The following is a 26,087-nucleotide window of genomic DNA, read 5'->3' as shown; positions in this document are numbered from 1 at the left end:
GGCATTAAAACAGTGACATCAAAAAAACGGCCACAAAACCTGTTTGCGAAGGCACCAATCGTGCGCCTTCAAGGTCAGCCTGTGTTGCTCTTTACCGAGCAACAAGGCACTTTGCTGCAAGCGCTCGAAGCCAAAAAAGTCAAAATCTTCTCAGAATGTCGCAACGGTTTCTGCGGTGCCTGCAAAACACGGGTCATCAGCGGAAAAGTCAGCTACTTAAACGAACCCTTAGCCGAACTCAAACATGATGAATGTTTGCCCTGCTGCTGTGTGCCTACCGAAGATTTAGAGCTGGACTTGTCACCTGAAGGTGCAGCTGTGGTCACCTATGCGTGTCAATCTCATCAGAATAAAGCCAGTTTGGCTAAGCCAAAGCAAACACAAAATGTAGCAAGTGACACACGCACGCAAAAACAGGCAGTGTTTGAAGACTCATAACGGCAAGACTCGATTGTTCAATAAGCTGCTTTAAACAAGATGTGGCGTTAAAACCCAAAATCGCTTTAAAACAAAAATGAGCTTTTAAACAAAGAGTATCTCTTAAACAAAGAGTAGCTTTAAGACAAACAGACCCTTTCAATACAGCCTTATTCAATCCGCGCCATTAGATACCAAACGTTTTAAAACCCACTATTCTCCCTTCTCTCTATTTTCAATGCATTCACACAAACAAACTAAAACAAAAAAGCCTGAACACAGGTTCAGGCTTTCAGGATCTAACATTGAATACTTAACGCTTAAAACGTAAGGCTTATCGACTTTCTATAAACGCATTGCCAGTTCAGCGCCTTGGCGGATTGCACGCTTAGCATCAAGCTCTGCCGCGACATCTACGCCACCAATCAGATGCACAGGCAGGCCCGTCGCTTTCATCTCATCCACTAACGTGCGATTCGATTCTTGCCCAGCACACAAAACGACGTTATCAACGGCCAGCACTTCAGCGGTTTCACCCACGCGAATATGCAGTCCGGCATCATCAAACTTATCGTAACTCACGCCCGTTTTCATCTTCACATCATGTTGCTTAAGCACAAGACGGTGGATCCAGCCGGTAGTTTTACCTAAGCCCTTGCCCATCTTCGACGTTTTACGTTGCAGTAAAAACACCTTACGATGATCTGTATTGTCGGAATGAGGTTCAGTTAGGCCGCCTGCATGCAGGTAAGTTTTATCTATGCCCCACTGTTGCAGCCATTTATCGGGATTCAAGGTGCTCGACTGGCGCTCACACAAAAAGTGCGCCATATCGAACCCTATACCGCCAGCGCCAATCAAGGCCACCGTATTACCGACAGTCACTTCACCCGAGAGCACTTTTTGATAATCGACCACCCGTGGGTCGTCAAAACCGGGTAAGACTAAATCACGCGGCACAACGCCTGAGGCGATTACCACTTCATCAAACTTTTCCGTCGCCAGCACACTGGCATCGAGGCGAGTGTTTAATCTCAGCTCCACCTTATGCAGCTTAATTTGGTTAATGAAATAACGAATAGTCTCGTTAAACTCTTCTTTCCCAGGGATTTTACGGGCGAGATTAAACTGACCACCCACCTCAGATTTCGCTTCAAACAAGACAACGTGATGGCCTCGCATAGCGGCATAAACAGAAAACGCCATGCCCGCAGGGCCTGCCCCCATCACCGCAATACGCTTTTTATTGGCTGTGGGTAAGAAGTTGATTTCAGTCTCATAACAGGCGCGAGGATTCACTAAGCAAGTTGCGCGCTTGAGGGAAAAAGTATGATCAAGACAAGCTTGGTTACAGCCAATGCAGGTGTTGATAAGCTCCGGCGTGTTCGCCGCAGCCTTATTCACAAACTCAGGATCAGCAAGGAAAGGCCGCGCCATCGACACCATGTCAGCTTGACCAGAGGCGATAATCTGCTCACCAATCTCAGGGGTGTTAATGCGGTTAGTCGCAATTAAGGGAACGGCAACAGATTGTTTGAGCTTTTCTGTCACCCACGCAAAGGCGCCACGGGGCACGCTTGTCGCAATGGTCGGTACTCGCGCTTCATGCCAACCAATGCCCGTATTTAGAATGGACACGCCAGCTTGCTCTAACCACTGCGCCAGTTGCACCACTTCATCCCAAGTCGAACCGTTATCCACCAGATCGAGCATAGATAAACGGAAGATAATGATGAAGTCTTTACCGACTTTTGCCCGTATCGCGTTAACAATCTCAATCGGGAATTGCGCCCGTTTTTCAAACGCACCGCCCCATTCATCGGTGCGAGTGTTGGTGCGCGCACTGACAAACTGATTAATCAAATATCCTTCAGAGCCCATCACCTCTACACCATCGTAACCCGCTTTCTTGGCAAGGGCGGCCGAACTGGCGTAATCCTTAATGGTCGAGCGCACTTGACGACTAGACATAGCAGACGGTGTAAAGGGTGTAATGGGTGACTTAATCTTACTTGGTGCTTGGGAAAAAGGATGATAGCCATAACGTCCCGCATGCAAAATTTGCATACAGATCTTACCGCCAGCCTCATGCACCGCCTGCGTTACTACGCGATGCTTACCCACTTGCCAAGGAAAACTCAGCTGACAGGCATGGGGCGTAAGGCGGCCACGAAGATTAGGGGAAATACCCCCCGTCACAATCAAACCCACACCGCCCAGAGCGCGTTCTTTGTAGAACGCTGCCAGTTTCTCAAATCCGCCCTTTTCTTCTTCCAAACCTGTGTGCATTGAGCCCATAAGCACGCGGTTTTTGAGCTGGGTAAATCCCAGTTCTAAGGGTTCTAATAAATGGGGAAACGACATTCAAACATCCTTTTAAAACAAGTGATTTAAATCAGCATACCTTGTGTCAAATCTAAGCTCAACCGTTGGATCGAGGCCATCAGTCAAAATCCTTTACAATTGTGTTTAGCCTGTAGCGCCATTTTCAGTTAGCATTGGCAGATTGGACTTATAAAGGAGTGGCAGATGTCCGCTAACCCATCGTTTTTCAAGAGAATATGTTTGTTTATTTGGCACACCCTGAACGGGACGCGTAAACTCATCCTCAATCTAATCTTTTTTGGACTCTTAGCCGCGATCATTATCTCCATTGGCAGTAGCGAAGATATCCAAGTTGAAGATAATTCGGCACTGGTGCTTAATTTAGCAGGCTCTATTGTCGATCAGAAACAACAAGTCGATCCCTTAGAAGCCGCATTCAAACAAGGCCAAAATGCCAACGCCGATGGTGAAATCCTACTCGCCGATGTGCTTTATGTCATTGACAGTGCAGCGCAAGATCAACGTATTAGCGTACTAGTGCTCGATCTGGTCGATCTTAAACGTGCTGGGATCAGCAAACTACAATCTATCGGAAATGCACTCAATCGCTTTAAAGAGAGCGGTAAAAAAGTCATCGCCATCGGCAACTACTACGAGCAAAATCAATATTTCCTCGCCAGTTTTGCCGACACCATTTACCTCAATCCCCAAGGCGGTGTCTCGCTTGATGGCCTGAGTATGTACAACCAATATTTCAAATCGGCCTTAGAAAAACTCAAAGTCAAAGCGCATATTTTCCGCGTGGGGACCTTTAAATCTGCAGTTGAACCCTACATACGTGACAATATGTCAGATGCTGCGCGGGAAGCCAGTAGTGCACTGTTAGCCGATGTATGGCAAAGCTACACACAAACTGTCGCAGGCAATCGTAATATCGAACCGAATTCTCTGGTGCCCGACGCAACCACTTATTTGGCAGAGCTCGATAAAGCCAATGGCGATTCAGCCACAATGGCAATCAACATGAAATGGGTTGATAACCTAGCGACCACAGAAGATTTTCGTAAAACCATGCTAGAAACCGTAGGAAAAGCCAGCAGTGGTGACAGTTTCAAGCAAGTCAGTTTTTATGATTACTTAACCTTAGTGACGCCATTACCCAGCTTTGTAGAGCAAGACAGTGTTGGTATTATTGTGGCAAGTGGCACAATTTTGAACGGCACTCAACCTGCGGGCCAAATTGGCGGCGAAAGTACTGCCGAACTGCTACGTAAGGCACGTTTTGATAAGCACATTAAAGCCTTAGTATTACGTGTTGATAGCCCTGGCGGTAGCGCCTTTGCCTCTGAGCAGATTCGTCAAGAATTACTGGCACTTAAAGCAGCGGGTAAACCCGTGGTTGTGAGCATGGGCAGTTTAGCCGCATCCGGTGGTTACTGGATTTCAGCCAGTGCCGACTATATCTTCGCAACGCCAACAACACTCACGGGTTCGATTGGGATCTTTGGTATGATCACTACCTTTGAAGATTCATTGGCCAGTATAGGCGTGCATACCGATGGCGTATCGACCTCAGAATGGGCAGGATTATCTGTTACCCGCACACTTTCCCCCCAGATTGAAGCGATTATCCAACGTCATATTGAACGCGGCTATTCGGACTTTATCTCCCTGGTCGCTAAAGAACGTAAGATGACCATAGAACAAGTCGATAAGATTGCTCAGGGCCGTGTGTGGAGCGGTAAAAAAGCTCTTGAGCTTGGCTTAGTCGATGAACTGGGTGATGTAGATGAAGCCATAGCTAAAGCCGCTAAACTCGCGGATATGACGCTATTTGACACCCGCGTCATCGAACAAGAGCTGACACCCGAACAAAAATTCATGCAGCAGATGTTTGCCTCAGTATCGAGCTACCTGCCCGCCTCACTAAGTCAGTCATCGATGTTAGAGCAAATGCTACAACAGTGGACTAGCAGTTTGAAAACGTTAACCTCTTTTGATGATCCAAATAACGTCTATATCTACTGTGATACTTGCAATATGATGAACTAAATCTGCTAGCGTCTAGGTTGCAGCTCGCAACTTCAAGATGATGACAAAGACAAAGCCCGGATCTCCGGGCTTTTTTATTGGGTTTATGTCAGTAAAATCGTATAATTCGGCCACTTGAAGCTAAGAAAACGACAAGAATGACTAAACGCTCCATTTATGTTGCCTATACTGGCGGCACCATCGGTATGCAAAAGACCGATAACGGCTTTGTCCCCGTCGCGGGATTCCTGACTCAGTGCGTGCAATCTATGCCTGAGTTTTACCATGAAGAAATGCCGACATTCGTCATCCACGAATACTGCCCGCTTATCGACTCTTCCAATATGGCACCAACCGATTGGCAGATGATCGCCGACGATATACAAGCCAATTACGATAAGTACGATGGCTTTGTGATCCTTCACGGCACAGATACCATGGCGTACACGGCTTCGGCACTGTCGTTTATGCTGCAAGGCTTGTCAAAACCTGTGATAGTGACGGGCTCGCAAATTCCCCTCGCCCAGCTACGCTCAGACGGCCAAACCAATTTATTGAATTCACTCTACATAGCGGCGAATTATCCAGTTGCGGAAGTGTGTTTATTCTTCAATAACAAACTCTTTAGGGGCAATCGCTCGACTAAGGCCCATGCCGACGGTTTCGATGCTTTCGCCTCACCCAACTTCCCACTACTGCTTGAGGCGGGGATCAAAATCAATCTGCGCGCAGGCAAAATCACGGTCGCCAACGATACCCCATTAGAAGTCGCTCATATCAGCCCACAACCTGTCGGTGTGGTGACCTTGTATCCTGGGATATCGACACAGATTTTTGAGAACATTCTGCAACAGCCAGTTAAAGCCCTCATACTGCTGACATTTGGTGTGGGTAACGCGCCGCAGGATGCCGCCTTACTCAAAACCTTAAGGCAAGCAGATGAACGTGGCATAGTGCTGGTGAATCTAACCCAATGTTTCCAAGGTAAGGTGAATATGGGCGGCTACGCCACAGGCAATGCATTAGCCAAAGCAGGCGTGATCAGTGGCGCCGATATGACTATAGAAGCAGCCTTAGCAAAACTGCATTATTTGCTATCTAAAAATTTGCAACCAGCTGAGATAAAAGCGGCCATGTTGCAAAACTTAGTCGGTGAATTGAGCATAGATTAAAGATATAGTCTTCTAATCTGTTTGTTGCCCTCAAACGCTAGCAACAAAAAAGCCCATATTTGATGGGCTTTTTTGATTTAAACTCAGACTAGATTTTAGTTCAGACTTAACAGCACTAAATGAGTGTTTATTTTAAGACTTTTGCGGACCAAGATTTGCATTGAAGTTATTTAATATCAAATCAATGTTAGTCTTGATATCACTAACAAAAGATAAAATGCCAATCCCCTTGCCAACCTCAGACTTACGCCTAATTCCTAATAAAGCACACCTTGCAAGCCGATCTGCGCGGCCAGTCAGAAATTATAAATCCTGCGCTTTAAAGCCAGCAATCGGCTCACCGCGGAATTGCTTTTTCAGCTCGGCCTTAGACAGCTCATTAATTTTACCGTCAGATGCAATAGTGAAATGCTCTGTTTGCTCAAGCTTACGCGCTTGATACAACATCACAACCTGCAGAGTCGATTCACGCTGAGTCTCACTCAACACAGTACCATCCTCCCACTTACCCAGCTCTGCAGCACTGCGAAGCCTTTCATAGACTTCAACGGGCATTTGGTCGATCACTTGATTGATATCCGTCATACACTTTTCCGCTTATGTAACACGATTCTGACTCGTGTAATGAGATAACCTACAAAACCAAACACAAAGCATATTCCGGCGATATTCGCACGCATACCTTCGGCGGGTTCCCCACCCCAAAACCAAATCACCACACCAGCAATGAACAAGGTCATAGCAACGAAACTCTGATTCATTAAGCTGCTGGACTTTTGAATATGGCTAATGCGCGATAAGGACTCATTGTCGCCATCGGTTTTTGCTTGGCAATGGGGGCATGAAGTCGCTTTGCTCGACATACGTTTACGACACACCGGACATTCAATTAATGCCATATCAGCCTCGCCCTAACGTAACTTATCAACAACGGCGAGCATGGCAATTAGCGATGCTTCACCTAAATAAATACTGCGTTCTGGCGACCAACCCACAAAAGGATCGGCCAGATTGTTATTGTCTTTAAACGGCATCTCAAGGGTATTTGATAAACACTTGAAGGTCTGGGCAACCCAATTAGACGCTACGGTCAAATTCGCTTGGCCTGGCTCATCTTTATCATAGCCAAACTGAGTTTGAAAATCGGCACTGGCTAAGGTCAATGCTTGGCTAAAGTCCGCTTGCAGCTGCGCGAGTTTATCATTGTAAGCGGGAACGCCTTCACAACCCGCTAGAAACACATAAGGTAAGCCTTCATCACCATGCACATCATAAAACAGGTCAACACCCGTTTGCTGCATCTTGTTGACGACGTGATATACCTCAGGGCTTTTTTCTAAACTCGGTGTTTGCCACTCGCGGTTTAGATTAATCCCAATCGCGTTGGTGCGCAGGTGGCCTCTGACACTGCCATCGGGATTCATGTTGGGGACTATATAGAAATTAGCCTTATCAAGCAGCGCCTTTGCCGTGGGACAGTCATTATCGAGTAAACGATTCACTAGGCCTTCAACTAACCATTCAGCCATCGTTTCACCCGGATGTTGTCTGGCGGTGATCCAAATATTGCGTTTAGAAGGATCGCCATTCCCCACTTTCATCAGAGTAATATCGCGGCCATCTAAGGTCAGGCCTAAATGCTCTAAATTGACATCTGGGTGTAACTGGGCGCCGCTGAGTAAATCTAAATGACGCTCATAGCTGTAGGGTGCAAAGTAAGCGATTTGAATGGCATCGCAATCTAACTCTATGCTAATGCTCAGTTTACCGTCTTGATATTGAGTCGGAATACGGAACCAATGCTGGCGATCATAACTGGCCACCGCCTGATAATCTTCCCATCCCTTGGTATAAGAAGCGGTTCCCGCATTGATAATATTCAAGGTGTAATGGTTACCCACCTCACCTTCAAATCGAAAATTGAACCATTGATAAAACTCACCACCCGCATCAGGGCGGATAGCAAGTTGAATATCGTCTTTATTATCAAGATTGACGACTTGGATATTTCCGCCATCAAAGTTGGCACTGATCCGCATAATGATTCCTAATAGGTTGTTAAAACTAAGGGCAATTTAATGGCGTGCGACAGATAGCACACGGCACATTTTATTATATGGCCGATAGAATAAACCAAAACATCCCAAGGGGAAAACGAAAGCCATTAAATTCAGTCAAGACACTTGCAATCGGCCTTTAATTGACCAGTTAACACGCCTAAAATCCACAAAAAATGAGCCTTTCACTATAAGTTAATGAAGATATTAGACCATAAAACTATAACCTTGGCCTCGTACTGTATTAATCAAGTTACGCGGCAAACTGATGTTAGCTAACTTGCGGCGAGTGTTACTAATGTGCATATCCAGATTACGGTCAAATCGGCCCAAATCTTTCTGTAGCACTGAGCGCTGCAACTCTTGCTTAGTGATGACTTGGCCTTTTCTTTCAAAAAGATATTTAAATAATTTAAACTCGGTTTGGGTCAAATCGACATAGCGGGTGCCAATAGTGATCCTATAACTCATTTCATCGAAGTTAATCACTTTAGCCGCCACAGTCGCCATTTGCGGCGAGTGAGAGTGACCAGCACAGAGACGCCGCTCTAAGGCTCGTAAGCGGACAAAAATCTCTTTTATGCTAAACGGCTTACTCAGAAAATCATCTGCTCCCAATTCATAACCAGTGATGCGATCATCTTCATTATCACGTGCTGAGATCATCAGCACCGGCGTTGAACATTCACGCGCTTTTAGCAACTCAAATCCATTCATCTGTGGCATCACTAAATCAAGCACTATGATGTCTGGAGCAAAACTTTCAATGCATGCCAGACCCTCGATGCCATTAACCGCACACTTAACCTCATGCCCTTGCGTACATAGGGCATCAGCTAACCAAACGCTAAACAATGGATCATCATCGACCAAGAGTATTTTACTCATCCTTAAAGCCCAAACGAGAATCTATATCATTTATATTACCATGCGAATCGAGACGACTCTAGCGCTATTACATTCGTTAAGAAGTGTGATGTTGAAAACTGTGAACAAAATACGATATTAACAACCAATCAACGGATGATTAGCGACTCTAAAATCATCTCATAAACTCCCAATAAAAAAGCGCCCTAAGGCGCTTTTTAGAAACTAAGAGTCTGAACTTAGCTTAGAATTTAACAGTTACACCACCGTAAATGGTACGGCCGATAGTGTCATAAACTTCAGGAACTGTACCAGCATCACTACCGTTAGTAACATAAGAAGGTTTTTCATCAGTGAAGTTTTTAATACCTAAACTGACAGTTGTCATATCATTAACATGATATGTACCCGATATGTTGTGATATAGGACTGAATCTGCTGTGCGTACCGCTCCTGATGGAACATCATTGTCATCGTAAACAGTATAAGTATCGTCCATTGAGGCGATATAACGGTTGAAGTACATTATACTCCAATCATCTAAACCCGCTGAAATACTGAAATTATTACGTATTTTAGAGTAAGCTCCGAAGTTACCGTCAATCGTACCAGTATAATCCTCGTTATCTTGTTCAAAATTCAGTAAATAGGTCATATCATTATTGATTTTCCAATCTAAACCTAAAGCAGCAAAGTTATAGGCTAAGTTAAAATCAATACCACTAGTATCTTGCGAACCTACGTTAGTAAGTGCATTAGTTAAATCTGTCAAATCACCATCAGATGTAATATTAAAGGTTTTACAAGCACTTGCATCACCCTTCTTACATGCATCTAACCCTGTTTGCGTATCTAAACGAGCAATTGCATCAGCCACTTTAAAGCGCCAGTAATCTAATGTCACTGACATACCTTCAAGGTAGCTTGGCGAGTATACTAAGCCTGCTGTATATGATTCAGATTCTTCAGGCTTCAAATCTGGATCAGATGTACGGTTAACTAGAATCTGCCCAGGCTGTTCAGCCGCTGATAGCCATGGGTTAGTCAAATAATCAAAAGAACCTGAGTTACCACCATACAATTCAGCAACACTTGGAGCACGGAAGCCAGTAGCCGCTACACCGCGAACCATCAACTCATCCGTTGCAGCATAAGTTAAACCAATCTTCCAAGTGGTCGCTTTACCAAATGTTGAGTAATCATCTAAACGTAGCGCAAATTCACCTGTTAATTTCTCAGTGAAAGGTACACTTACTTCTTGGAAAATAGAAATAACGTTATAGTTACCATCAGTAGGGTCCTGTTGAGCAGCGGTACTTTCACCCGCAACTACAATTGGATCAGGATTATAAAAACCACTTTCACGGCGATATTCAGCACCGAGTGCAAAACCAACGGCACCTGCGCTTAAGTCAAACAACTCGCCATTTAGCCCTGCCGAAAGTGTTTGCTGCTCATTACCACCATTTGCAGCTTCTGTATAGCCAACAGGATCTTTCATTTCTGACGTTAGAGGATTACCTGCAAACCAAGCATTCGGATCTGCATAAATTGCTTCAGCCATAATATTGGCATTGATGGAGTTTTCTACAGCTGTTTCTGCTTTATTCTTACCAAAAGTGTAATCAATGTTCCAATTCATACCAGTATGAACATCCAAAGAACCAGCTAAACCAGTAGATAATCTCCATGTATCTGTATCTTGAGAATAAATACGTGGTCCAACATCTTTCATACGTCTCTTATAAAGTACTTGACCACGCTTATCAGGATTAATACCTGCTGCAATCATTTCATCGTCAAGAGTTAAACAGTTAGCAGCAGGGTCTTTAAGACCTGGAGCTCCACACACATTCAACTTAATCTGTGCTGGCTGCGCAGCTAATTGCTGGTTTGAGCGACGATTGGTGTAAATCGCATCTGCAGTTAATACCACATCATTGCCTAACTCTTGAGTCATATTGGCAAATAAACTACGACGCTCATTTGGTGTTTGGAAATATACATCTGGTGAGAAATTATAAGATGTACTTTGTTTTACCCAATTACCATTTGCATCTACTACTTTTCCATTCAAAGCACCAGTTGGAATGATTGAACTTGAGTTTTCTGCTGGATCATACCAATCACGATCGCCTTGGATAACACCACGACGGTCAGAAAAAGCAGCACCAAAGGTGTAGTTACCACCATCGGTATTGAAACCGTATAGAGCACTGACATCGCCACTTTCACCATCGCCTTTATCAGTGCCACTGCCGTTGAAATCTAATTGGAAACCTTCGAAATCTTTCTTCGTGATAATGTTCACTACACCAGCAATGGCATCTGAACCGTAAACCGCTGAGGCACCGTCTTTCAGAATTTCAACACGCGCAATCATAGCCACTGGAATCGAGTTCAAATCCACAGAACTATTGGCACCAGAACCTGAGTTCACCATACGACGGCCGTTCAGTAATACAAGCGTACGTTGTGAACCCATGCCACGTAAGTCAACTTGGGCAACACCGTCAGCACCGTTGTTTGTGCTTGAACCCACTGCCGCACCCGCCATGGAAGTCTGCACTTGTAACATTTGGTCAACAGAAGTAAAACCTTCCGCTTTAATCGCAGCAGCATCAATAACGGTCACTGGAGATGCAGTTTCCATGTCTTGGCGTTGAATGCGTGAACCTGTGACTTCAATACGTTCAACTTTTGCTTTTTCTTCAGCAGCAAATGCGCTTGACGTAACAAATGCACCTGTAGTGATAGATGCAACGATAGCTAAGTTAATAGCTGACGCTACTTTTGTTCTTTTGATCATGTATGAATGCTCCCTAGATCTTACTATTATTTTTATGCTTACAGCTTGTACAGTTATTGCTGTACTAGTGTTGCACCTGATACTGAGGATTCACTTTAACTCCGTCAATGCTCAAAATTTTAACCAATCAAAAATTTATGTTAACAAATTTGAGTTAATTTGTTTAATTTTATGATTTTTATTTTCGATAAGACTTAATATATATAATCATACAGAGGTTAAGCCTTGATTATGATGATTTGCCAGTAATTAACACTGTTAACAAATTACTTTTGCGAAACATATTCAATACCAAAAAGTGTGATATGTATCACACTTATTCGATACAGCGAGAGCCTTGAATTGGAATGAAGTATTGATTAACTACCACTTAAACTGCATATCTATAGGCGTGAGCAATTTGAAATAGCCATAATTATTAAGATAATCTCGCTAAATCAGCACATAACAAAAGATACAATCAGCATCAATTGTGTTATTTATGCATAAAAACAAAGCCATCGATAAAAACAAAACAATATCATTACAAGTTATTCCGTATGAAAACCTAAGAAAGGGTAACTGTAGCGACTATTTGTTTTGAGAATTTAATGGCCTAAATCCAATTTGTTGAATTAAATTAATCTCAGAGAAAAATCAACCTTAATAGTGAAGAACTCAGATCTTAGCTCAATAAACACACCACGCTGATACACTTTTCAATTAATACAGGGCATTAGTAGATAACTGTAAATATATAGATTTCTATATGAAAGTTATTATTAATGTCTAAATAACGAGCTGAAAACTGCCATAATACTTTGGAGTTTTGATACAATTTAATAATGAGAAATTAATACCTATCAACTCATAAAAGCTCATTATTCCCTCCAATTACCGCCCCTTAATTTGTTTAAATATCGCTTTTACTTCGCCCAAATTGTATGCACAGGTAAATTTTTCCCATAAAAAAGGCGACTCTCAGGTCGCCTCTTAATCATATAAATCATCAAGCTGATGATTACTCGGGTTTGATCAACTCAAAATGTTGATATGCTCGTGCGGTTGCAATACGGCCGCGGGGCGTGCGTTGGATAAAACCTTGCTGGATCAAAAAGGGCTCTAGCACATCTTCAATGGTTTCGCGTTCTTCGCCTATGGCTGCGGCTAAGTTATCGAGTCCAACTGGGCCACCCATAAACTTATCGATAATGGCGAGTAGTAACTTGCGGTCCATGTAATCAAAACCTTCATTATCGACATCCAGCAAGTCTAGTGCATGATCGGCAACAAACTTAGTGACAGCGCCATCATGCTTCACCTGCGCGTAATCCCGCACGCGGCGAAGCAGTCGGTTAGCTATCCGCGGTGTACCACGTGAACGGCGTGCGATTTCAAATGCACCTTCAGCATCAATATCCAGTTCCATCACCTGCGCCGAACGCGTGACTATGGTGCTTAAATCTTTGATATTATAGAATTCAAGCCGTAGCGGGATCCCAAAACGCGCCCGAAGTGGTGAAGTCAAAGCCCCTGCCCGTGTTGTCGCACCCACTAGAGTAAACGGCGGTAAATCAAGCTTGATAGAGCGCGCTGCCGGCCCTTCACCTATCATGATATCCAGCTGGTAATCTTCCATCGCTGGATACAAAATCTCCTCCACCACAGGGCTTAATCGGTGGATTTCATCGATGAATAACACATCACCGGATTCGAGATTGGTCAAAAGTGCGGCGAGATCGCCCGCTTTTTCCAGCACAGGCCCAGAGGTGGATTTAATGTTCACCCCCATCTCGTTCGCAACAATCATGGCTAAGGTGGTTTTACCCAATCCCGGCGGACCGTAAATCAACATATGATCTAAGGCTTCATTACGATTCTTTGCCGCTTGAATAAACACCTTAAGCTGTGCCCGAGTGTCATCTTGACCCGTGTATTCATCGAGCATTTTAGGGCGCATCGCCCTGTCGATGGATTCATCTTGAGCTTGGATCTGCGGCTGGATGAGTCTGTCTGCCTCAATCATTATTATTCCTTATCGCAGCTTTCATCTTAATTATCATCATTGTTCAATTAAAGCATCGATTTAAGGGCGGCTTTGATCAGAGTTTCTGAATCCATGCCCTCTTTGTAGGCTGCAGAAACCGATTTGCTCGCCTGCGGTGGTTTATAACCCAGCGAAATTAAAGCTGAAATAGCATCTTCTTCGGCGCTATTGACTGTCGGTGCGGGTGAGTAATTGGATTGCAGCACGAACTCACGCTCTGAGCCTGCTGAGGCTTCCATCAAGCTCTTGAGCTTATCGCGCATTTCTACCAGTAACCGCTCGGCGGTCTTCTTACCAACACCAGGTAATTTCACTAAGGTCACTATGTCATCGCGCTCAACGCAGCCCACAAATTCTCCGGCTGTCATGCCTGATAAAATGGTCAGTGCGAGCTTGGGGCCAACACCATTGGTCTTGATCAGTAAGCGAAATAACGCCCTTTCCTGCTTAGTGATAAAACCATAGAGAAGCTGTGCATCTTCACGCACCACAAAGTGGGTGTAGACCATAGTTTCATGATTAACTTCAGGCAGCTCATAAAAGCTAGTAAGCGGCATCTGCAACTCGTAACCCACACCGTTAACATCGATCAAAATTTCTGGTGCTTGTTTCTCAACGAGCACGCCCCGTAAACGACCTATCATCTGTACCGTCCGTATGTTCTTGCCGTTGCCCGGCCACTCAATGCAATTAAACTCTGGCTGGTGTTATAATGACACACAGCAACACCGAGTGCATCTGCGGCGTCAGCTTGTGGGGCTGCGGGTAATTTAAGTAGTTGTTGGATCATGTGTTGTACTTGGGCTTTCTGCGCTCGCCCCGTACCCACGACGGCACTCTTAATTTGAGTAGCACTGTATTCGGCCACAGGTAAATTGGCGACTGTGGCAGCAACAATGGCCGCGCCGCGTGCTTGGCCTAACTTGAGCGCAGAATCGGCATTTTTTGCCATAAATACGCGCTCAATCGCAAATTCGTCCGGTTGATACTGACGAATAATCTCAGTGATCCCATCAAATATTTGCTTGAGCCTGCCAGGCAGTTCTTCAGACGAAGTGCGAATACAACCACTGCCGAGGTAAATCTGATGCCGTCCCTGACATTGGATCACGCCGTAGCCTGTGATCCGTGAACCTGGGTCAACACCTAAAATAATTGCCATTAAATACCTTATAGGGGATCTACATTTGCGTCCCTGTTCCTACGTTAGCGTTTGCGAGCTAAAATTGGCATCAATTGACGCCCTAATTCAGCTCACAGTCAATCTAGCCTAGGCTTGCCATCACATCATCGGAGATTTCCGCATTATGATACACCTCTTGCACATCATCGTGATCTTCAAGGGTGTCGATAAGGCGCATAAATTTTTCGGCGGTTTCTAGATCAAGCTCAGCTTTCGTCGAGGCTATCATCGCGATTTCGGCATTATCCGCCACAAAATGGGCTTTATCGAGCGCCTCTTTCACCATATAGAAATCAACGGGTTCGGTAAACACATCCACAGCACCATCATCATAGCTGACAATATCTTCCGCGCCCGCTTCAAGCGCCGCTTCCATTAATGCATCTTCATCGGTTCCCGGCGCATAGGATAACACTCCACGCTTAGTGAACAGATAAGACACAGAACCATCCGTGCCTAAGTTACCGCCCGATTTACTAAACGCATTACGTACACCACTCACAGTACGATTACGATTGTCCGTCATGGTTTCAACCATCACAGCGGTGCCGCCTGGGCCATAACCTTCATAGAGAATGGTTTCGAGTTGCTGGCCTTCTAATTCACCGGCGCCGCGTTTAATCGCACGCTCAACCGTGTCTCGGGTCATATTACCACCGAGGGCTTTATCGATGGCGACACGTAATCGTGGATTGGAGTCGGGATCTGAGCCACCTTCACGGGCTGCAACGGTTAACTCGCGAATGAATTTAGTAAAGAGTTTACCGCGTTTAGCATCTTGGGCCGCTTTACGATGCTTAATGTTGGCCCATTTACTGTGACCTGCCATGGGAAGTCTCCTCTACTTAGGTATCATCTAGGTGCCATCGCAAAGCTTATCAAGAGCCGAAGGTGGAATGAGACTAAATAACGGCTATTTACTTAAAGGATTGAACTAACAGATATTGATAAGCGTGGAATGACGGTTCACTAAAACAAACCGAGGCTCATGCCTCGGTTTTCGGTACGACTCAAAATAACTGACAAGGGTTAACCCAAATCGACTTACACAAAAACGAGTTACACTAAAACAATTTATATAATGTCGATTTGAATAAGGTCGATTTACAAAAGTCGCCTTACAAAGCCCTTTTACAAAAGATCAGTCTTCCGCTTTAACAGCTTTCTCAACCACGGCAATACCAAGTTCAGCTAATTGCTGCGGATTGGCAAAACCAGGCGCGTTAGTCAGCGGACAAGCGGCAGTGGTGGTTTTAGGGAACGCCATCACATCGCGGATTGAGCTTGCGCCCGTCATCAGCATGATGATGCGGTCTAAACCAAACGCTAAACCTGCATGTGGCGGTGTGCCGTAACGCAGCGCTTCTAACAGGAAGCCGAATTTCTCTTTAGCTTCATCGTCAGTAATACCCAGAATACGGAATACCGCAGACTGCATTTCTTGGTTGTGGATACGCACTGAACCACCGCCTAATTCGCAGCCGTTTAATACCATATCGTAAGCATCAGAAACGCGATTTGCTGGGTTAGCTTCAAGTTCAGCTGCCGTTACGCCGCGCGGTGCGGTGAACGGATGGTGAACCGCGTGGAAGTTGCCGTTGATTTTCTCAAACATTGGGAAGTCAACTACCCACAGTGGACGCCATTCACCTTGCAATAAGCTGAAATCTTCGCCCGCTTTAAGACGCAGTGCGCCCATAGATTCGGCAACCACAGTCGCCTGATCTGCACCAAACAGGATAATGTCACCAGTTTGCACGCCAGTGCGGCTCACGATTTCATTGACTATGCTTTCGTTTAAGAATTTCAGCACAGGTGATTGAATGCCTTCTAAGCCAAGGCTTAGGTCATTAATCTTCATCCACGCTAAGCCTTTGGCGCCATAGATGCCAACAAACTTAGTGTAATCATCGATTTGCTTACGAGACAGTGCAGCGCCGCCCGGAATACGCAGTGCAGCAACACGACCTTCTTCATCGTTCGCAGGACCAGAGAATACCGCAAATTCCACTTCTTTGAGTAAATCGGCAATGTCCACCAGCTCTAATGGGTTACGTAAATCTGGCTTATCTGAACCAAAACGACGCATCGCTTCGTTGTAGGTCATGCGCGGGAACTCGCCGAGATCGACGTTCAGCATTTCAAGGAACAGACCACGCATCATCTCTTCGGTTTTCGCCATCACTTGCTCAGAGCTCATGAAAGACGTTTCGATATCGATTTGGGTGAATTCTGGCTGACGGTCGGCACGTAAGTCTTCATCACGGAAGCATTTTACGATTTGGTAGTAACGATCAAAGCCTGACATCATCAGTAACTGTTTAAACAGCTGTGGCGATTGTGGCAAGGCAAAGAACTGACCTTTATAAGTACGGCTTGGTACTAAATAATCGCGGGCTCCTTCTGGGGTTGCCTTGGTCAGGATCGGTGTTTCTATGTCTAAGAAACCGTTTGAATCGAGGAAACGACGCACAGAACTGGTCACTTTAGCGCGGAAAATTAATCGCTGCGCCATTTCTGGACGACGTAAATCTAAGTAACGATACTTAAGACGTTGCTCTTCGCTGTTGTTCTGGTAGTTATCCATGCTCAATGGCAGTGGATCGGCAGCATTGATAATCGTCAAGGCTTGACCTAAGACTTCAATCTCACCCGTCTTCATTTGACCATTGACTTGGCTATCAGGACGGGCACGAACTAAGCCTTTGACCTGAACGCAAAATTCGGCGCGCAGCGTGCTAGCGACATTGAACACCTCAGGTAAGTCTGGATCATAGACCACTTGGATGAGACCTTCTCTGTCTCTTAAATCTAAAAAGACAACGCCACCCAAATCACGGCTACGATTAACCCAACCTACCAAGGTAACTTCTTGTCCAACGTGAGACTTATTGACGTCTCCACAATAATGACTGCGCATCTAACTCTATCCTTTATCCGGAAACCGGTGCTTTGGAAATAATCAAAACGAGATAAAAGCGGCATTATAGTAAAATAATGCCGATTACCAAAGTACTTCACACTTAGGCGGTGAAGTATCAAACAGTTTTACGCCCTTGACTAGAGGCGAACGCACTATCTGAGCATGAGCGTTCAAAAAAACATCAAGCTGAGCGATAACAACGCCCGCCGCTACTTTTTGCTTGGTACATCAGCTGATCGGCTTTTTTCAACAAACCTATCGCGGTGTCACCATCGCGGGGGTAAATCACCACGCCGATACTAACGGCTATGCTGACATTGACGCCTTGAATAAGCAAAGGGCTCGACAGTGCCTGTAGAATATTATCAGCAACTTGGGTTGCTGCATCGAGATCTTGCACACGATTTAGCAGGATAACAAACTCATCGCCGCCAAATCGCGCAACGGTATCTGATCCACGGATAACCTTGGTTAACTTTTGGGCGACCAGTACCAGTAATTCATCGCCAATGGGATGACCGTGTTGGTCATTGATTTGTTTAAAACCATCGAGATCGATGAATAACAAAGCGAAATGTGCCTGTTCTCTGCGATGAGATAGCAAAGCTTGGGTTAGTCTGTCATCAAGTAAGGCACGATTGGGCAACTGAGTTAAAGCATCATGATTAGCCACATGCAGCAAACGTTTTTCTGCCACCAATCGCTGGGTGATCTCACGATTTAAGCGACGATTCACTAACAAAACAGCCACCATCACTAAGCACAAGATTATCACGCCAAACACGATATAACGCAGCCATTGCAGATATTTAGCACTCTCTGTCGCCACAGAAAATGACACCCAGCGCGTATATATTTTTTGCTGATGTTGAGCATCAACCAAAGCCAAAGCTTTGTTAATTAGCGGCACCAGCGGCGCAAATTGAGGATAAACACCAATATGACTGTGTTGATCGGCGAGATCACTGAGCAGCGACATTTTTAGTGTCGGATAGTGGCTGGTTTTAAGCTCAGAAGCTAAAGTCACCACTTTATCGATAAACACATCCGCATTGCCATTCGTCACGGCCGCTAATCCGGCCTGCGTATTTGGCACTATGACTAACTTGAGCGAAGGCTCCAGACTCATCAATTGCGCCACTAAATGATATCCCTCAACCACAGCCACCCTTTGACCTGCGAGCTGAGCAATATTAAAAACCGAGACTTGTTCCAGTTGCGACACTAAGGCCCACGGCGATGGCCAATAGGCTTCACTAAACGCTAAACGCTGCTGGCGCTCCGCCGTTTGCGCGACACTGCCGGCTAAACTCACCTCGCCCTTTTTCAACGCCTCGATTAACGAATGCCAATCATCAAAGGCAACGGGCGTGAGCTTAAGTTTGAGTTGTTCCTTGAGCAATTTGACGATATCGCTATTGATCCCCGCAAACTCACCCTGTTCATCCATAAACTCCATCGGTGGCCATTGCTTTAAATAACCGACTTTGAGTTCGCCTACACTTTCCACATATGCCTGTTCTGCGGGGCTTAGGCTGACATGGCGCTCAGCTTGGGTAAAAACATGATCTTTAGGATTGAGCATCCATTTATGTTCAATCTCAGCAAATTCTTGATTACTAATACTGTTAAACCCATTGGCTATCCTCTGTGTAAGGCCAGCATCATCGCTACGGGTCAGCACATAAATGTTGGTGCTAAATTCGAGATCAGGATACTGGCTAAAGTCAGACCAGCCTTTATTGAGCAGTAAATAATGGGATGTCCATGCACCCGCGGCGATAAAACCGACAACTTCTCCAGACCTCGCCCCCGCCACCATGGCATCCATACTGTCGTAATAACGCAGTGACACTTGGGGTAATGCTTTACGCAAATCCACCAAATAAGGCGCTGTCGGCACCACACCAATACGCTTACCTTTTAAGCAGTCTAAATCGGTTAACTGTTGCTGATAGAGAAAGAGTCGACTCTTCACTGTATATAAATGCCAAGCCTGAGTAAGGCCCGTTTTAACATCATCACTTTCAGGATAACCTATATGGGCATCGGCGAGACCACGACGAACATCGTCCACGCTGGAGTTCATATCACCAGAAATAAAATCAACGGCAATACCCGTTTTCTCAGACCACAGTTGCCACATGTCCACATACAAACCATGGGGTAAACCATCGACCCCTAAGTCCACAAAAGGCTCGGCGCCCAGTTGCATCGAAATAACAATCCCAGCTTGTTGACGTTGATAGCCAAGCCAACGTCGCTCCGTTTGCTGAATAAAGTGCACATCGAGCGCAGTGAAACCTTTATTGATCTTATCGACTAATGCAAGATTGCCCTTTTGAACTGCGGGTACAAACTGCATCGCCTTAATTTGAAGGCGGGCAGTATTGGGAAAGTTTGCGGCAATCTCTTGGGATGAGTCGGGATCTTTCAAATAGCCTTCTAACCCCGCAAAGACTACGATCTCGCCCGCGGCGACCCCTGCCAATAATTTCTCACGACTTTCGTAGCGTTTAAACACAAGCTGCGGTTCGATACGGTGTAATTCCGCTTCATGGGATGAAGCCGCTACCACACCAATTTGAAAGGGGATCAGTTCTTTGATGGATTTTTTGCCCTGCAGGGATTTATGCAAATACAAAAAAGTGCCCACATCCGCAATGGGCACTGCAAAATCAAATTCTTGCTCTCGCTCTGGGGTTTTCCCCATGCCGATATGCACTTGCGCCTTACCTTGCCGCAGTTGATCAAGGGACTCGTGCCAGTGACGCGCCACAAAAACCACTTGGGTATGGCTGTGTTTAGCCCACTCTTTCCATAAATCAACCAGTAATCCAGTCGGCTCGCCATCGTTGTCGACATATTGATAGGGAAAGCTATCCTCACCCATAACGATGATTAATGGCTCAGAGGACAACGGACTTGCCTGCCCCGTTATACTCAAAAAACAGCTGCACAAGATCACAATTAAGTGGATCACAAACTTCAAGTTGAGCCCTTAGTACTTGATGTACATGTAACGATTTTGTTATCTATTAAGTATTAGACAAAAATTTATCGCAAATTACTAGCATGAGACTTGCTGCTAATCGCTCTGATTCGTTAAAATGCACAGTTGAATTCCCATGAAAAATCTCAGATGAACGTTTCTCAAGACACTATCTACGCTCAAGCGAGCGAGCATATTAGCGATTTCCAGTTTGATAACCGTGTAGCAGGCGTATTCAGTGACATGATCCGCCGCTCAGTGCCTGGATATGCGCAAATTATCAATACCATAGGCGATTTTGCAGATCGTTTCGTCATGCCAAATACTCAAATTTACGATTTGGGTTGCTCACTCGGTGCCGCGACCTTAAGTATTCGTCGCCAAATCCAAGGCCGCCAATGTCGCATTATTGCTGTAGATAACAGTGAATCTATGGTCGCACGCTGCCAAGAGAACCTGAATGCCTATGTCAGCGATACGGATGTCGATCTGGTTTGCGGTGATATTCGCGATATCGATATTCAAAATGCGTCATTGGTGGTACTCAACTTTACCTTGCAATTTTTACCGCCAGAAGACAGAGAAACCCTGATAGCGAAGATTTATCAAGGTCTGAATCCCGGCGGGATGTTAGTACTATCAGAAAAAATTCGCTTCGAAGATGCCCCGATCCAAACCCTATTGGAAGAGCAACATTTAGACTTTAAACGCGCTAATGGTTACAGTGAACTTGAGATCAGCCAAAAACGCAGTGCGCTGGAAAATGTCATGAAGCCCGACACCTTAACCACGCATCAACAACGACTCACCAGCCAAGGCTTTAGTCACTTTAGTCTCTGGTTCCAATGCTTTAACTTTGCTTCTATGGTGGCCATCAAGTGATCAGCTTTAGCTCGTTTTACCAACAAATCGCCGATTCGAATCTACAGCACTGGCTCGAAACCCTGCCGAGCATTTTAGGCAAGTGGCAACGAGATCATAAACACGGCAACCTGCCAAAGTGGGAAAAAGTGCTCAACAAGCTGCACTATCCAGCACCCGACCAAGTGGATTTTGTTGATAGCGTGACCGTCGGTAGCGGCGAGCAACTTAGCCCAGGCGAAAAAGAGAAGCTTGAAAACCTGCTGCGTTTGTTTATGCCATGGCGTAAAGGCCCCTTCCACATTCATGGCATCCACATCGATACCGAATGGCGCAGTGACTGGAAATGGGACCGCGTTAAGCAACATATTTCGCCGCTGAAAAACCGCACTGTGCTCGATGTCGGTTGCGGCAGTGGTTATCACATGTGGCGCATGTTGGGCTCAGGTGCTAAACGTGTCGTCGGTATCGACCCTTCGCCGTTGTTTTTATGTCAGTTTGAAGCAGTCAAACGTTTAGCGGGCATACATCATCCTGTGCACTTGTTACCTCTTGGCATTGAAGAGCTGCCACCGCTCGATGCCTTCGACACAGTTTTCTCCATGGGTGTTTTGTATCACAGACGTTCGCCTATCGATCACTTGTTACAGCTGCGTGATCAATTGCGCACCGGTGGTGAGCTCGTGCTAGAAACCTTGGTGATAGATGGCGACGAAAATGCCGTACTCGTGCCTCAAGATAGATATGGCAAAATGAATAATGTATGGTTCATTCCATCCGTTGCCGCGCTCATGCTCTGGTTAAAGAAGTGTGATTTCACTGATATCCGTTGTGTCGATACCGATGTCACAGCCCTTGCCGAGCAACGCCGTACCGACTGGATGCCCAACGAATCACTGGTTGAATACCTAGATCCTAACGACATCACCAAAACGGTTGAAGGTTATCCTGCGCCCAAACGCGCCACGATTATCGCGGTGAAAAATCAGCCTAATCAGGATTTAAACTAACCTTTTCAGTCTGAAGTAAGCGAATATCAGTCATTGCGTCCTCAAGGTTTGAGTTGGTAATGGCTGATATCAAAAGCCGAAAGATCACCATTCATCTAGTTAATCTGGAATATGTAAGTGTTCAGCAGCTTAGTGTAACTCCTTCCTTGAATAGCAATACATTTGCGACTCCCCCCCTTATCGTTGACATCCAGAACAGAACAGGGTTTCATGCATAACAATGACTTGAAGCTAACTCAATTGGATACTAAGTCAAAGTTAACTCATTCCATCACAGATGCAGAACACATAACCCATGTTAAAACCCACTTTACTGGTTAGCCTGTTTGGCTTGAGCCTTTATGTTACGAATGCCGCCTATGCGGCGCCAAGCCCTGTTCCCCTTTTAGTTGAACAATGCCTGCGTTTGCCAAGTATTGATCTTGCGACTGTGTTCGCCAATGCGCGTTTAACTGCGTCTGAATTAGCCTTGGCCCAGCGCGCGCTTATTTTTGAGCAACAGATGTTAGGGCTTAATAATATCAACGACAGGCTCAACTATTACCGTGGGTTTAACTTACCAAGTGAGGAACGCGAGGGTCTACTGCAATGCCAGCTACACCTCGCCGACACCCTGTCGCAACTTCTCAGCCAAACTGAATTGAGCCAACTCGCCTACGCCTTAGCCCAAGGCAATGCAGAACAAATACTGCTGAGCCAACAGCTTAAACAATTGCTACAACAACATTGGCGCGCCGAGGAGAAAGCGAAATTACATACAGCGCAAGCCAGCATAGGCCAAGGGTTAGGCAGTCAACAATTTAGTCTTGCCTTCAATGACAGCCAATGCCAACCTGAAGTGACTCAGCAACATCATCTGCATAAAAAAGAGGATAAAAGTGACGAGCCGAAGCCCGACAGTTCAAAGCAGAGCGACTTTTCTGGCACTATCGCCAGTTACTTACTGACGCAAGAAAACGCCGTATGTCGCAAAAATGTATGGCAGGCCTACCAAGCCAGAGCCAGTGAAACCAATCAAACGGCATTAGAGCGAATTGCTGAGCAGCGCCAACAAGCTTCCACTGCTGCAGGCTTTACCGATTACAGCGCATTAGTGCTTAGTTCGCAGCAGTTATCATCCCCTGAATTAGTCAAAGCCTTTCTCGATAGCCAAACCCAAGATCTGCAAGTGGCTCCCTGGGATATTGGGCGAACCCTGTCACAACAAGCATCAGCCAAGGGGCCGACATGGCAAACCTCTGACGTCTTGAGTCGCAGCTTTACTTATCTGCAAGAGTTTGGTTTGCAGTTTGAGACCATAGCAACCGCCAACGCCGAGAAAACACCAACCGTTCCTAATCGGCCGCATATCGTCAGGGTCTACCACCAGCAAAGATTGTTGGGTGAAATCTATGTGGCTTACAACCATAATCCACAGCAAGGTAGTCAACAGCAGACATTGCGTCAAAGTGTACTCGGCCAGCAATTTGGACAACAAGCTTTAGATCTCAAGCCACAGCTGAGTAACTACAAAGACATTGAGCAATTAACCGAGTCTATCGCAGAGGCTGTCACTTCCCTTGCTAAAGCGAGCCATTTCTACCTCAACAATGCCATGGGACAGAGTCAAGATAGCTATTTTGTGGCGAGTCTTTGGTTAGCAGAAGTACTGCGCCATCAACTCTTTCCGCAGTTTGAGCACACCTATTTACAGGAGCGTGAAACACTGGCTAAAGCTTATTCGAAGCAGCTTAAAGTCTTTCGCGCTAAGGTTGCAGTCAACTTTTACCAAAACTCAAGTGCACAAGTCTACCCCGATCTCGGTGCGGAGTTTAATGCCAGCTTTGGCCAAGACTGGCCACAAACACAGGATTATCCTTATAGCTTCAATGCTATCGCCAACGAAGGACCGCTCTACTACCAATCACTCTGGCAAGCATCGCTAGCCAGGCTGATAGCTCAATCCACATTCAACTGCCAAGACAAACTAAAATTATTCAATGTATTAGTCATCAATGAAGACGCTTTAAGCTTCAGTGACCAATTAAAAGCGGTCATTGGCGCCCCCGTTGATAGTGCTGCGCTGATCCAAAGGATCTCAAATAGCGCCGCTTCAGAACATGCTGACAGCTCCAACACCCAAGCTTTCGACGCAATAGGTTCTTGTGCGTTTTAAGTGTAAATGCTTAGGATGTGTTTGTGACTCGCTCGGGCGCAAACACTGAAAATCGTCATGATTAACCTCTCTATCCCCTCAATAACTTAGCGCGACATAACTATCTATATGTCGTGGGAATGACTGACGCTATGATATTTAATTGAAAAAGTCGTAAGAAGTGGCCACTATAAGCCTCAATCTATCGTTTTTTTGAGATTATAATGACTCGAGCTAAATCTACCTTAGAACAATGGCGTATTTTGCAAGCGGTGGTCGATTTTGGCGGCTATGCCCAAGCGGCCGAAAAACTCAACAAGAGTCAATCGTCACTTAACCATGCCGTTGCCAAATTACAGCATCAATTAGGTATCGAGCTACTCGAAGTCAAAGGCCGTAAAGCCTATCTCACCCCGCAGGGCGAAGTACTGCTGCGCCGCTCACGGCATGTCACCCAAGCCGTCCACGAGTTAGAACAACTTGCGAGTAATCTTGAACAAGGGTGGGAGCCGACACTCACTATTGCCCGTGAAATTATCTATCCGATGGAAAGCTTAGTGTGTGCCCTCAATGCGTTTCTGCCCCACAGTCGTGGCACTCGAATCATCATGCTGGACTCAGTGATCACCGGTACTCAAGAGCTCATTCTGCAGAGTAAAGTCGATATTGCTATCTGTGCAGGGGTGCCGCCTAAAGGGTATTTATCCGAACCCTTATGTGAACAAGAACTCTACCTCGTCTGTCATCCAAATCATCCACTCGCTGATTTAGGCACAATTGAAGACGATAAACTACTGGCACAATATTTACAGTTAGTGATTAAAGATACTGGAGTGCAATCCAACATTGATATCGGCTGGCTCAAAGCTGAGCAGCGCTGGACAGTCTCTAACTTCCATGAAGCTAAAGTCATTTTAAATCAAGGTATTGGTTTCTGTTGGATCCCCTCTTTCTTAGTCCAAGAAGAATTGGCTTCGGGTAATCTAGTACGTTTACATCTTGAGGGTAGCCAAAAACGTCGCATCATGTTGAGCTTAGTTATCCCTAATAGGGATCAACAAGGGCCTGCATCAAAACTGCTTGCTTCCTTGATTTTAAAACAGCATGGAATTGAAACGACGAATAGTCATTAACAGCAAGATACCAAACGAGTTATCAATTCGAGTGAGCAAAACGATAAGTGCTAACTGCTGATTAAATGGTTAGTTCTTAGTGGTACTGAGAAGTTGTTTCGAAAAAGATGATGAACAGCGAATCATGGGAATAGTTAAAGCCTAATC

General features: G+C 45.4%; 19 protein-coding genes. 7 read left to right on the top strand and 12 right to left on the bottom strand.

The genetic code is table 11. The features are described from left to right. The first annotated feature begins 12 nt into the window (after nucleotides 1-12). A complete protein-coding gene (gene yfaE / locus L5M18_RS15315; protein WP_028759862.1) occupies nucleotides 13-438 on the top strand; it encodes a class I ribonucleotide reductase maintenance protein YfaE in 426 nt (141 codons plus the stop codon). A 324-nt stretch (nucleotides 439-762) separates the two neighbouring features. Here yfaE and L5M18_RS15310 read toward each other — a convergent pair whose 3' ends face one another. Beyond that, nucleotides 763-2,781 (bottom strand): NADPH-dependent 2,4-dienoyl-CoA reductase, encoded by a 2,019-nt coding sequence (locus L5M18_RS15310; protein ID WP_263197611.1) that lies wholly within the window; start codon nucleotides 2,779-2,781, stop codon nucleotides 763-765. Nucleotides 2,782-2,946: 165 nt separating this feature from the next. On the opposite strand from L5M18_RS15310, the gene sppA reads away from it, so the two are divergent. Then, nucleotides 2,947-4,794, top strand: a complete 1,848-nt coding sequence (sppA, locus tag L5M18_RS15305) for a signal peptide peptidase SppA (protein ID WP_263197608.1) — start codon at nucleotides 2,947-2,949, stop codon at nucleotides 4,792-4,794. A gap of 137 nt (nucleotides 4,795-4,931) precedes the next feature. Then, nucleotides 4,932-5,945 carry an asparaginase gene (ansA, locus tag L5M18_RS15300; RefSeq protein WP_006086774.1) on the top strand — a complete coding sequence of 338 codons (1,014 nt, stop codon included), beginning with the start codon at nucleotides 4,932-4,934 and terminating at the stop codon, nucleotides 5,943-5,945. A 303-nt stretch (nucleotides 5,946-6,248) separates the two neighbouring features. Here the strand turns inward: ansA and L5M18_RS15295 are convergent, their stop codons facing one another. From L5M18_RS15295 to L5M18_RS15245, 11 genes are all read right to left on the bottom strand, one after another. Continuing rightward, the gene (locus tag L5M18_RS15295; protein ID WP_113940384.1) at nucleotides 6,249-6,530 is read right to left on the bottom strand and encodes a YeaC family protein; all 282 of its coding nucleotides are present in this window, start codon (nucleotides 6,528-6,530) and stop codon (nucleotides 6,249-6,251) included. After that, nucleotides 6,527-6,844 carry a zinc ribbon domain-containing protein gene (locus tag L5M18_RS15290; protein ID WP_263197606.1) on the bottom strand — a complete coding sequence of 106 codons (318 nt, stop codon included), beginning with the start codon at nucleotides 6,842-6,844 and terminating at the stop codon, nucleotides 6,527-6,529. The genes L5M18_RS15295 and L5M18_RS15290 overlap by 4 nt, the downstream gene beginning before the upstream one ends. Nucleotides 6,845-6,856: 12 nt before the next feature. Beyond that, complete coding sequence (locus tag L5M18_RS15285; protein WP_028759857.1) at nucleotides 6,857-7,984, bottom strand: M14-type cytosolic carboxypeptidase; 1,128 nt, start codon at nucleotides 7,982-7,984, stop codon at nucleotides 6,857-6,859. A gap of 225 nt (nucleotides 7,985-8,209) precedes the next feature. After that, complete coding sequence (locus tag L5M18_RS15280) at nucleotides 8,210-8,890, bottom strand: response regulator transcription factor (protein WP_028759856.1); 681 nt, start codon at nucleotides 8,888-8,890, stop codon at nucleotides 8,210-8,212. A gap of 223 nt (nucleotides 8,891-9,113) precedes the next feature. Continuing rightward, a complete protein-coding gene (locus tag L5M18_RS15275; RefSeq protein WP_113940382.1) occupies nucleotides 9,114-11,678 on the bottom strand; it encodes a TonB-dependent receptor plug domain-containing protein in 2,565 nt (854 codons plus the stop codon). Between the two features lie 1,000 nt (nucleotides 11,679-12,678). Beyond that, on the bottom strand, nucleotides 12,679-13,683 hold the full coding sequence (gene ruvB / locus L5M18_RS15270) for a Holliday junction branch migration DNA helicase RuvB (protein WP_028759854.1): 1,005 nt from the start codon (nucleotides 13,681-13,683) through the stop codon (nucleotides 12,679-12,681). A 47-nt stretch (nucleotides 13,684-13,730) separates the two neighbouring features. Next, on the bottom strand, nucleotides 13,731-14,348 hold the full coding sequence (ruvA, locus tag L5M18_RS15265) for a Holliday junction branch migration protein RuvA (protein WP_006081742.1): 618 nt from the start codon (nucleotides 14,346-14,348) through the stop codon (nucleotides 13,731-13,733). Beyond that, a complete protein-coding gene (gene ruvC, locus L5M18_RS15260; RefSeq protein ID WP_263197605.1) occupies nucleotides 14,345-14,866 on the bottom strand; it encodes a crossover junction endodeoxyribonuclease RuvC in 522 nt (173 codons plus the stop codon). The genes ruvA and ruvC overlap by 4 nt, the downstream gene beginning before the upstream one ends. 103 nt (nucleotides 14,867-14,969) lie before the next feature. After that, nucleotides 14,970-15,716, bottom strand: a complete 747-nt coding sequence (locus L5M18_RS15255; RefSeq protein WP_263197603.1) for a YebC/PmpR family DNA-binding transcriptional regulator — start codon at nucleotides 15,714-15,716, stop codon at nucleotides 14,970-14,972. A 312-nt stretch (nucleotides 15,717-16,028) separates the two neighbouring features. After that, entirely contained in the window at nucleotides 16,029-17,807 is a 1,779-nt protein-coding gene (aspS, locus tag L5M18_RS15250) for an aspartate--tRNA ligase (protein WP_219250844.1), read from the bottom strand. Between the two features lie 184 nt (nucleotides 17,808-17,991). Further along, on the bottom strand, nucleotides 17,992-20,802 hold the full coding sequence (locus tag L5M18_RS15245; protein ID WP_263197600.1) for a transporter substrate-binding domain-containing protein: 2,811 nt from the start codon (nucleotides 20,800-20,802) through the stop codon (nucleotides 17,992-17,994). A 150-nt stretch (nucleotides 20,803-20,952) separates the two neighbouring features. Between L5M18_RS15245 and cmoA the strand changes: the two genes are divergently transcribed. The 4 genes from cmoA to L5M18_RS15225 all read left to right on the top strand — a co-directional run bounded on the left by cmoA (nucleotide 20,953) and on the right by L5M18_RS15225 (nucleotide 25,940). Then, a complete protein-coding gene (cmoA, locus tag L5M18_RS15240) occupies nucleotides 20,953-21,684 on the top strand; it encodes a carboxy-S-adenosyl-L-methionine synthase CmoA (protein WP_263161336.1) in 732 nt (243 codons plus the stop codon). Next, complete coding sequence (gene cmoB, locus L5M18_RS15235; protein ID WP_263197598.1) at nucleotides 21,681-22,673, top strand: tRNA 5-methoxyuridine(34)/uridine 5-oxyacetic acid(34) synthase CmoB; 993 nt, start codon at nucleotides 21,681-21,683, stop codon at nucleotides 22,671-22,673. Before cmoA ends, cmoB begins: the two co-directional genes overlap by 4 nt. Nucleotides 22,674-22,968: 295 nt before the next feature. Beyond that, nucleotides 22,969-24,828 carry a M3 family metallopeptidase gene (locus tag L5M18_RS15230; RefSeq protein ID WP_263197597.1) on the top strand — a complete coding sequence of 620 codons (1,860 nt, stop codon included), beginning with the start codon at nucleotides 22,969-22,971 and terminating at the stop codon, nucleotides 24,826-24,828. Between the two features lie 203 nt (nucleotides 24,829-25,031). Further along, nucleotides 25,032-25,940: a LysR family transcriptional regulator gene (locus L5M18_RS15225; protein ID WP_263197596.1), complete on the top strand. Its 909-nt coding sequence runs from the start codon at nucleotides 25,032-25,034 to the stop codon at nucleotides 25,938-25,940. Nucleotides 25,941-26,087: the final 147 nt, after the last annotated feature.

The sequence above is a fragment of the Shewanella sp. SM20 genome (assembly GCF_025654545.1).
Classification (GTDB): Bacteria; Pseudomonadota; Gammaproteobacteria; order Enterobacterales; family Shewanellaceae; genus Shewanella; species Shewanella oncorhynchi.
This window is presented reverse-complemented; position numbering and strand designations above follow the sequence as displayed.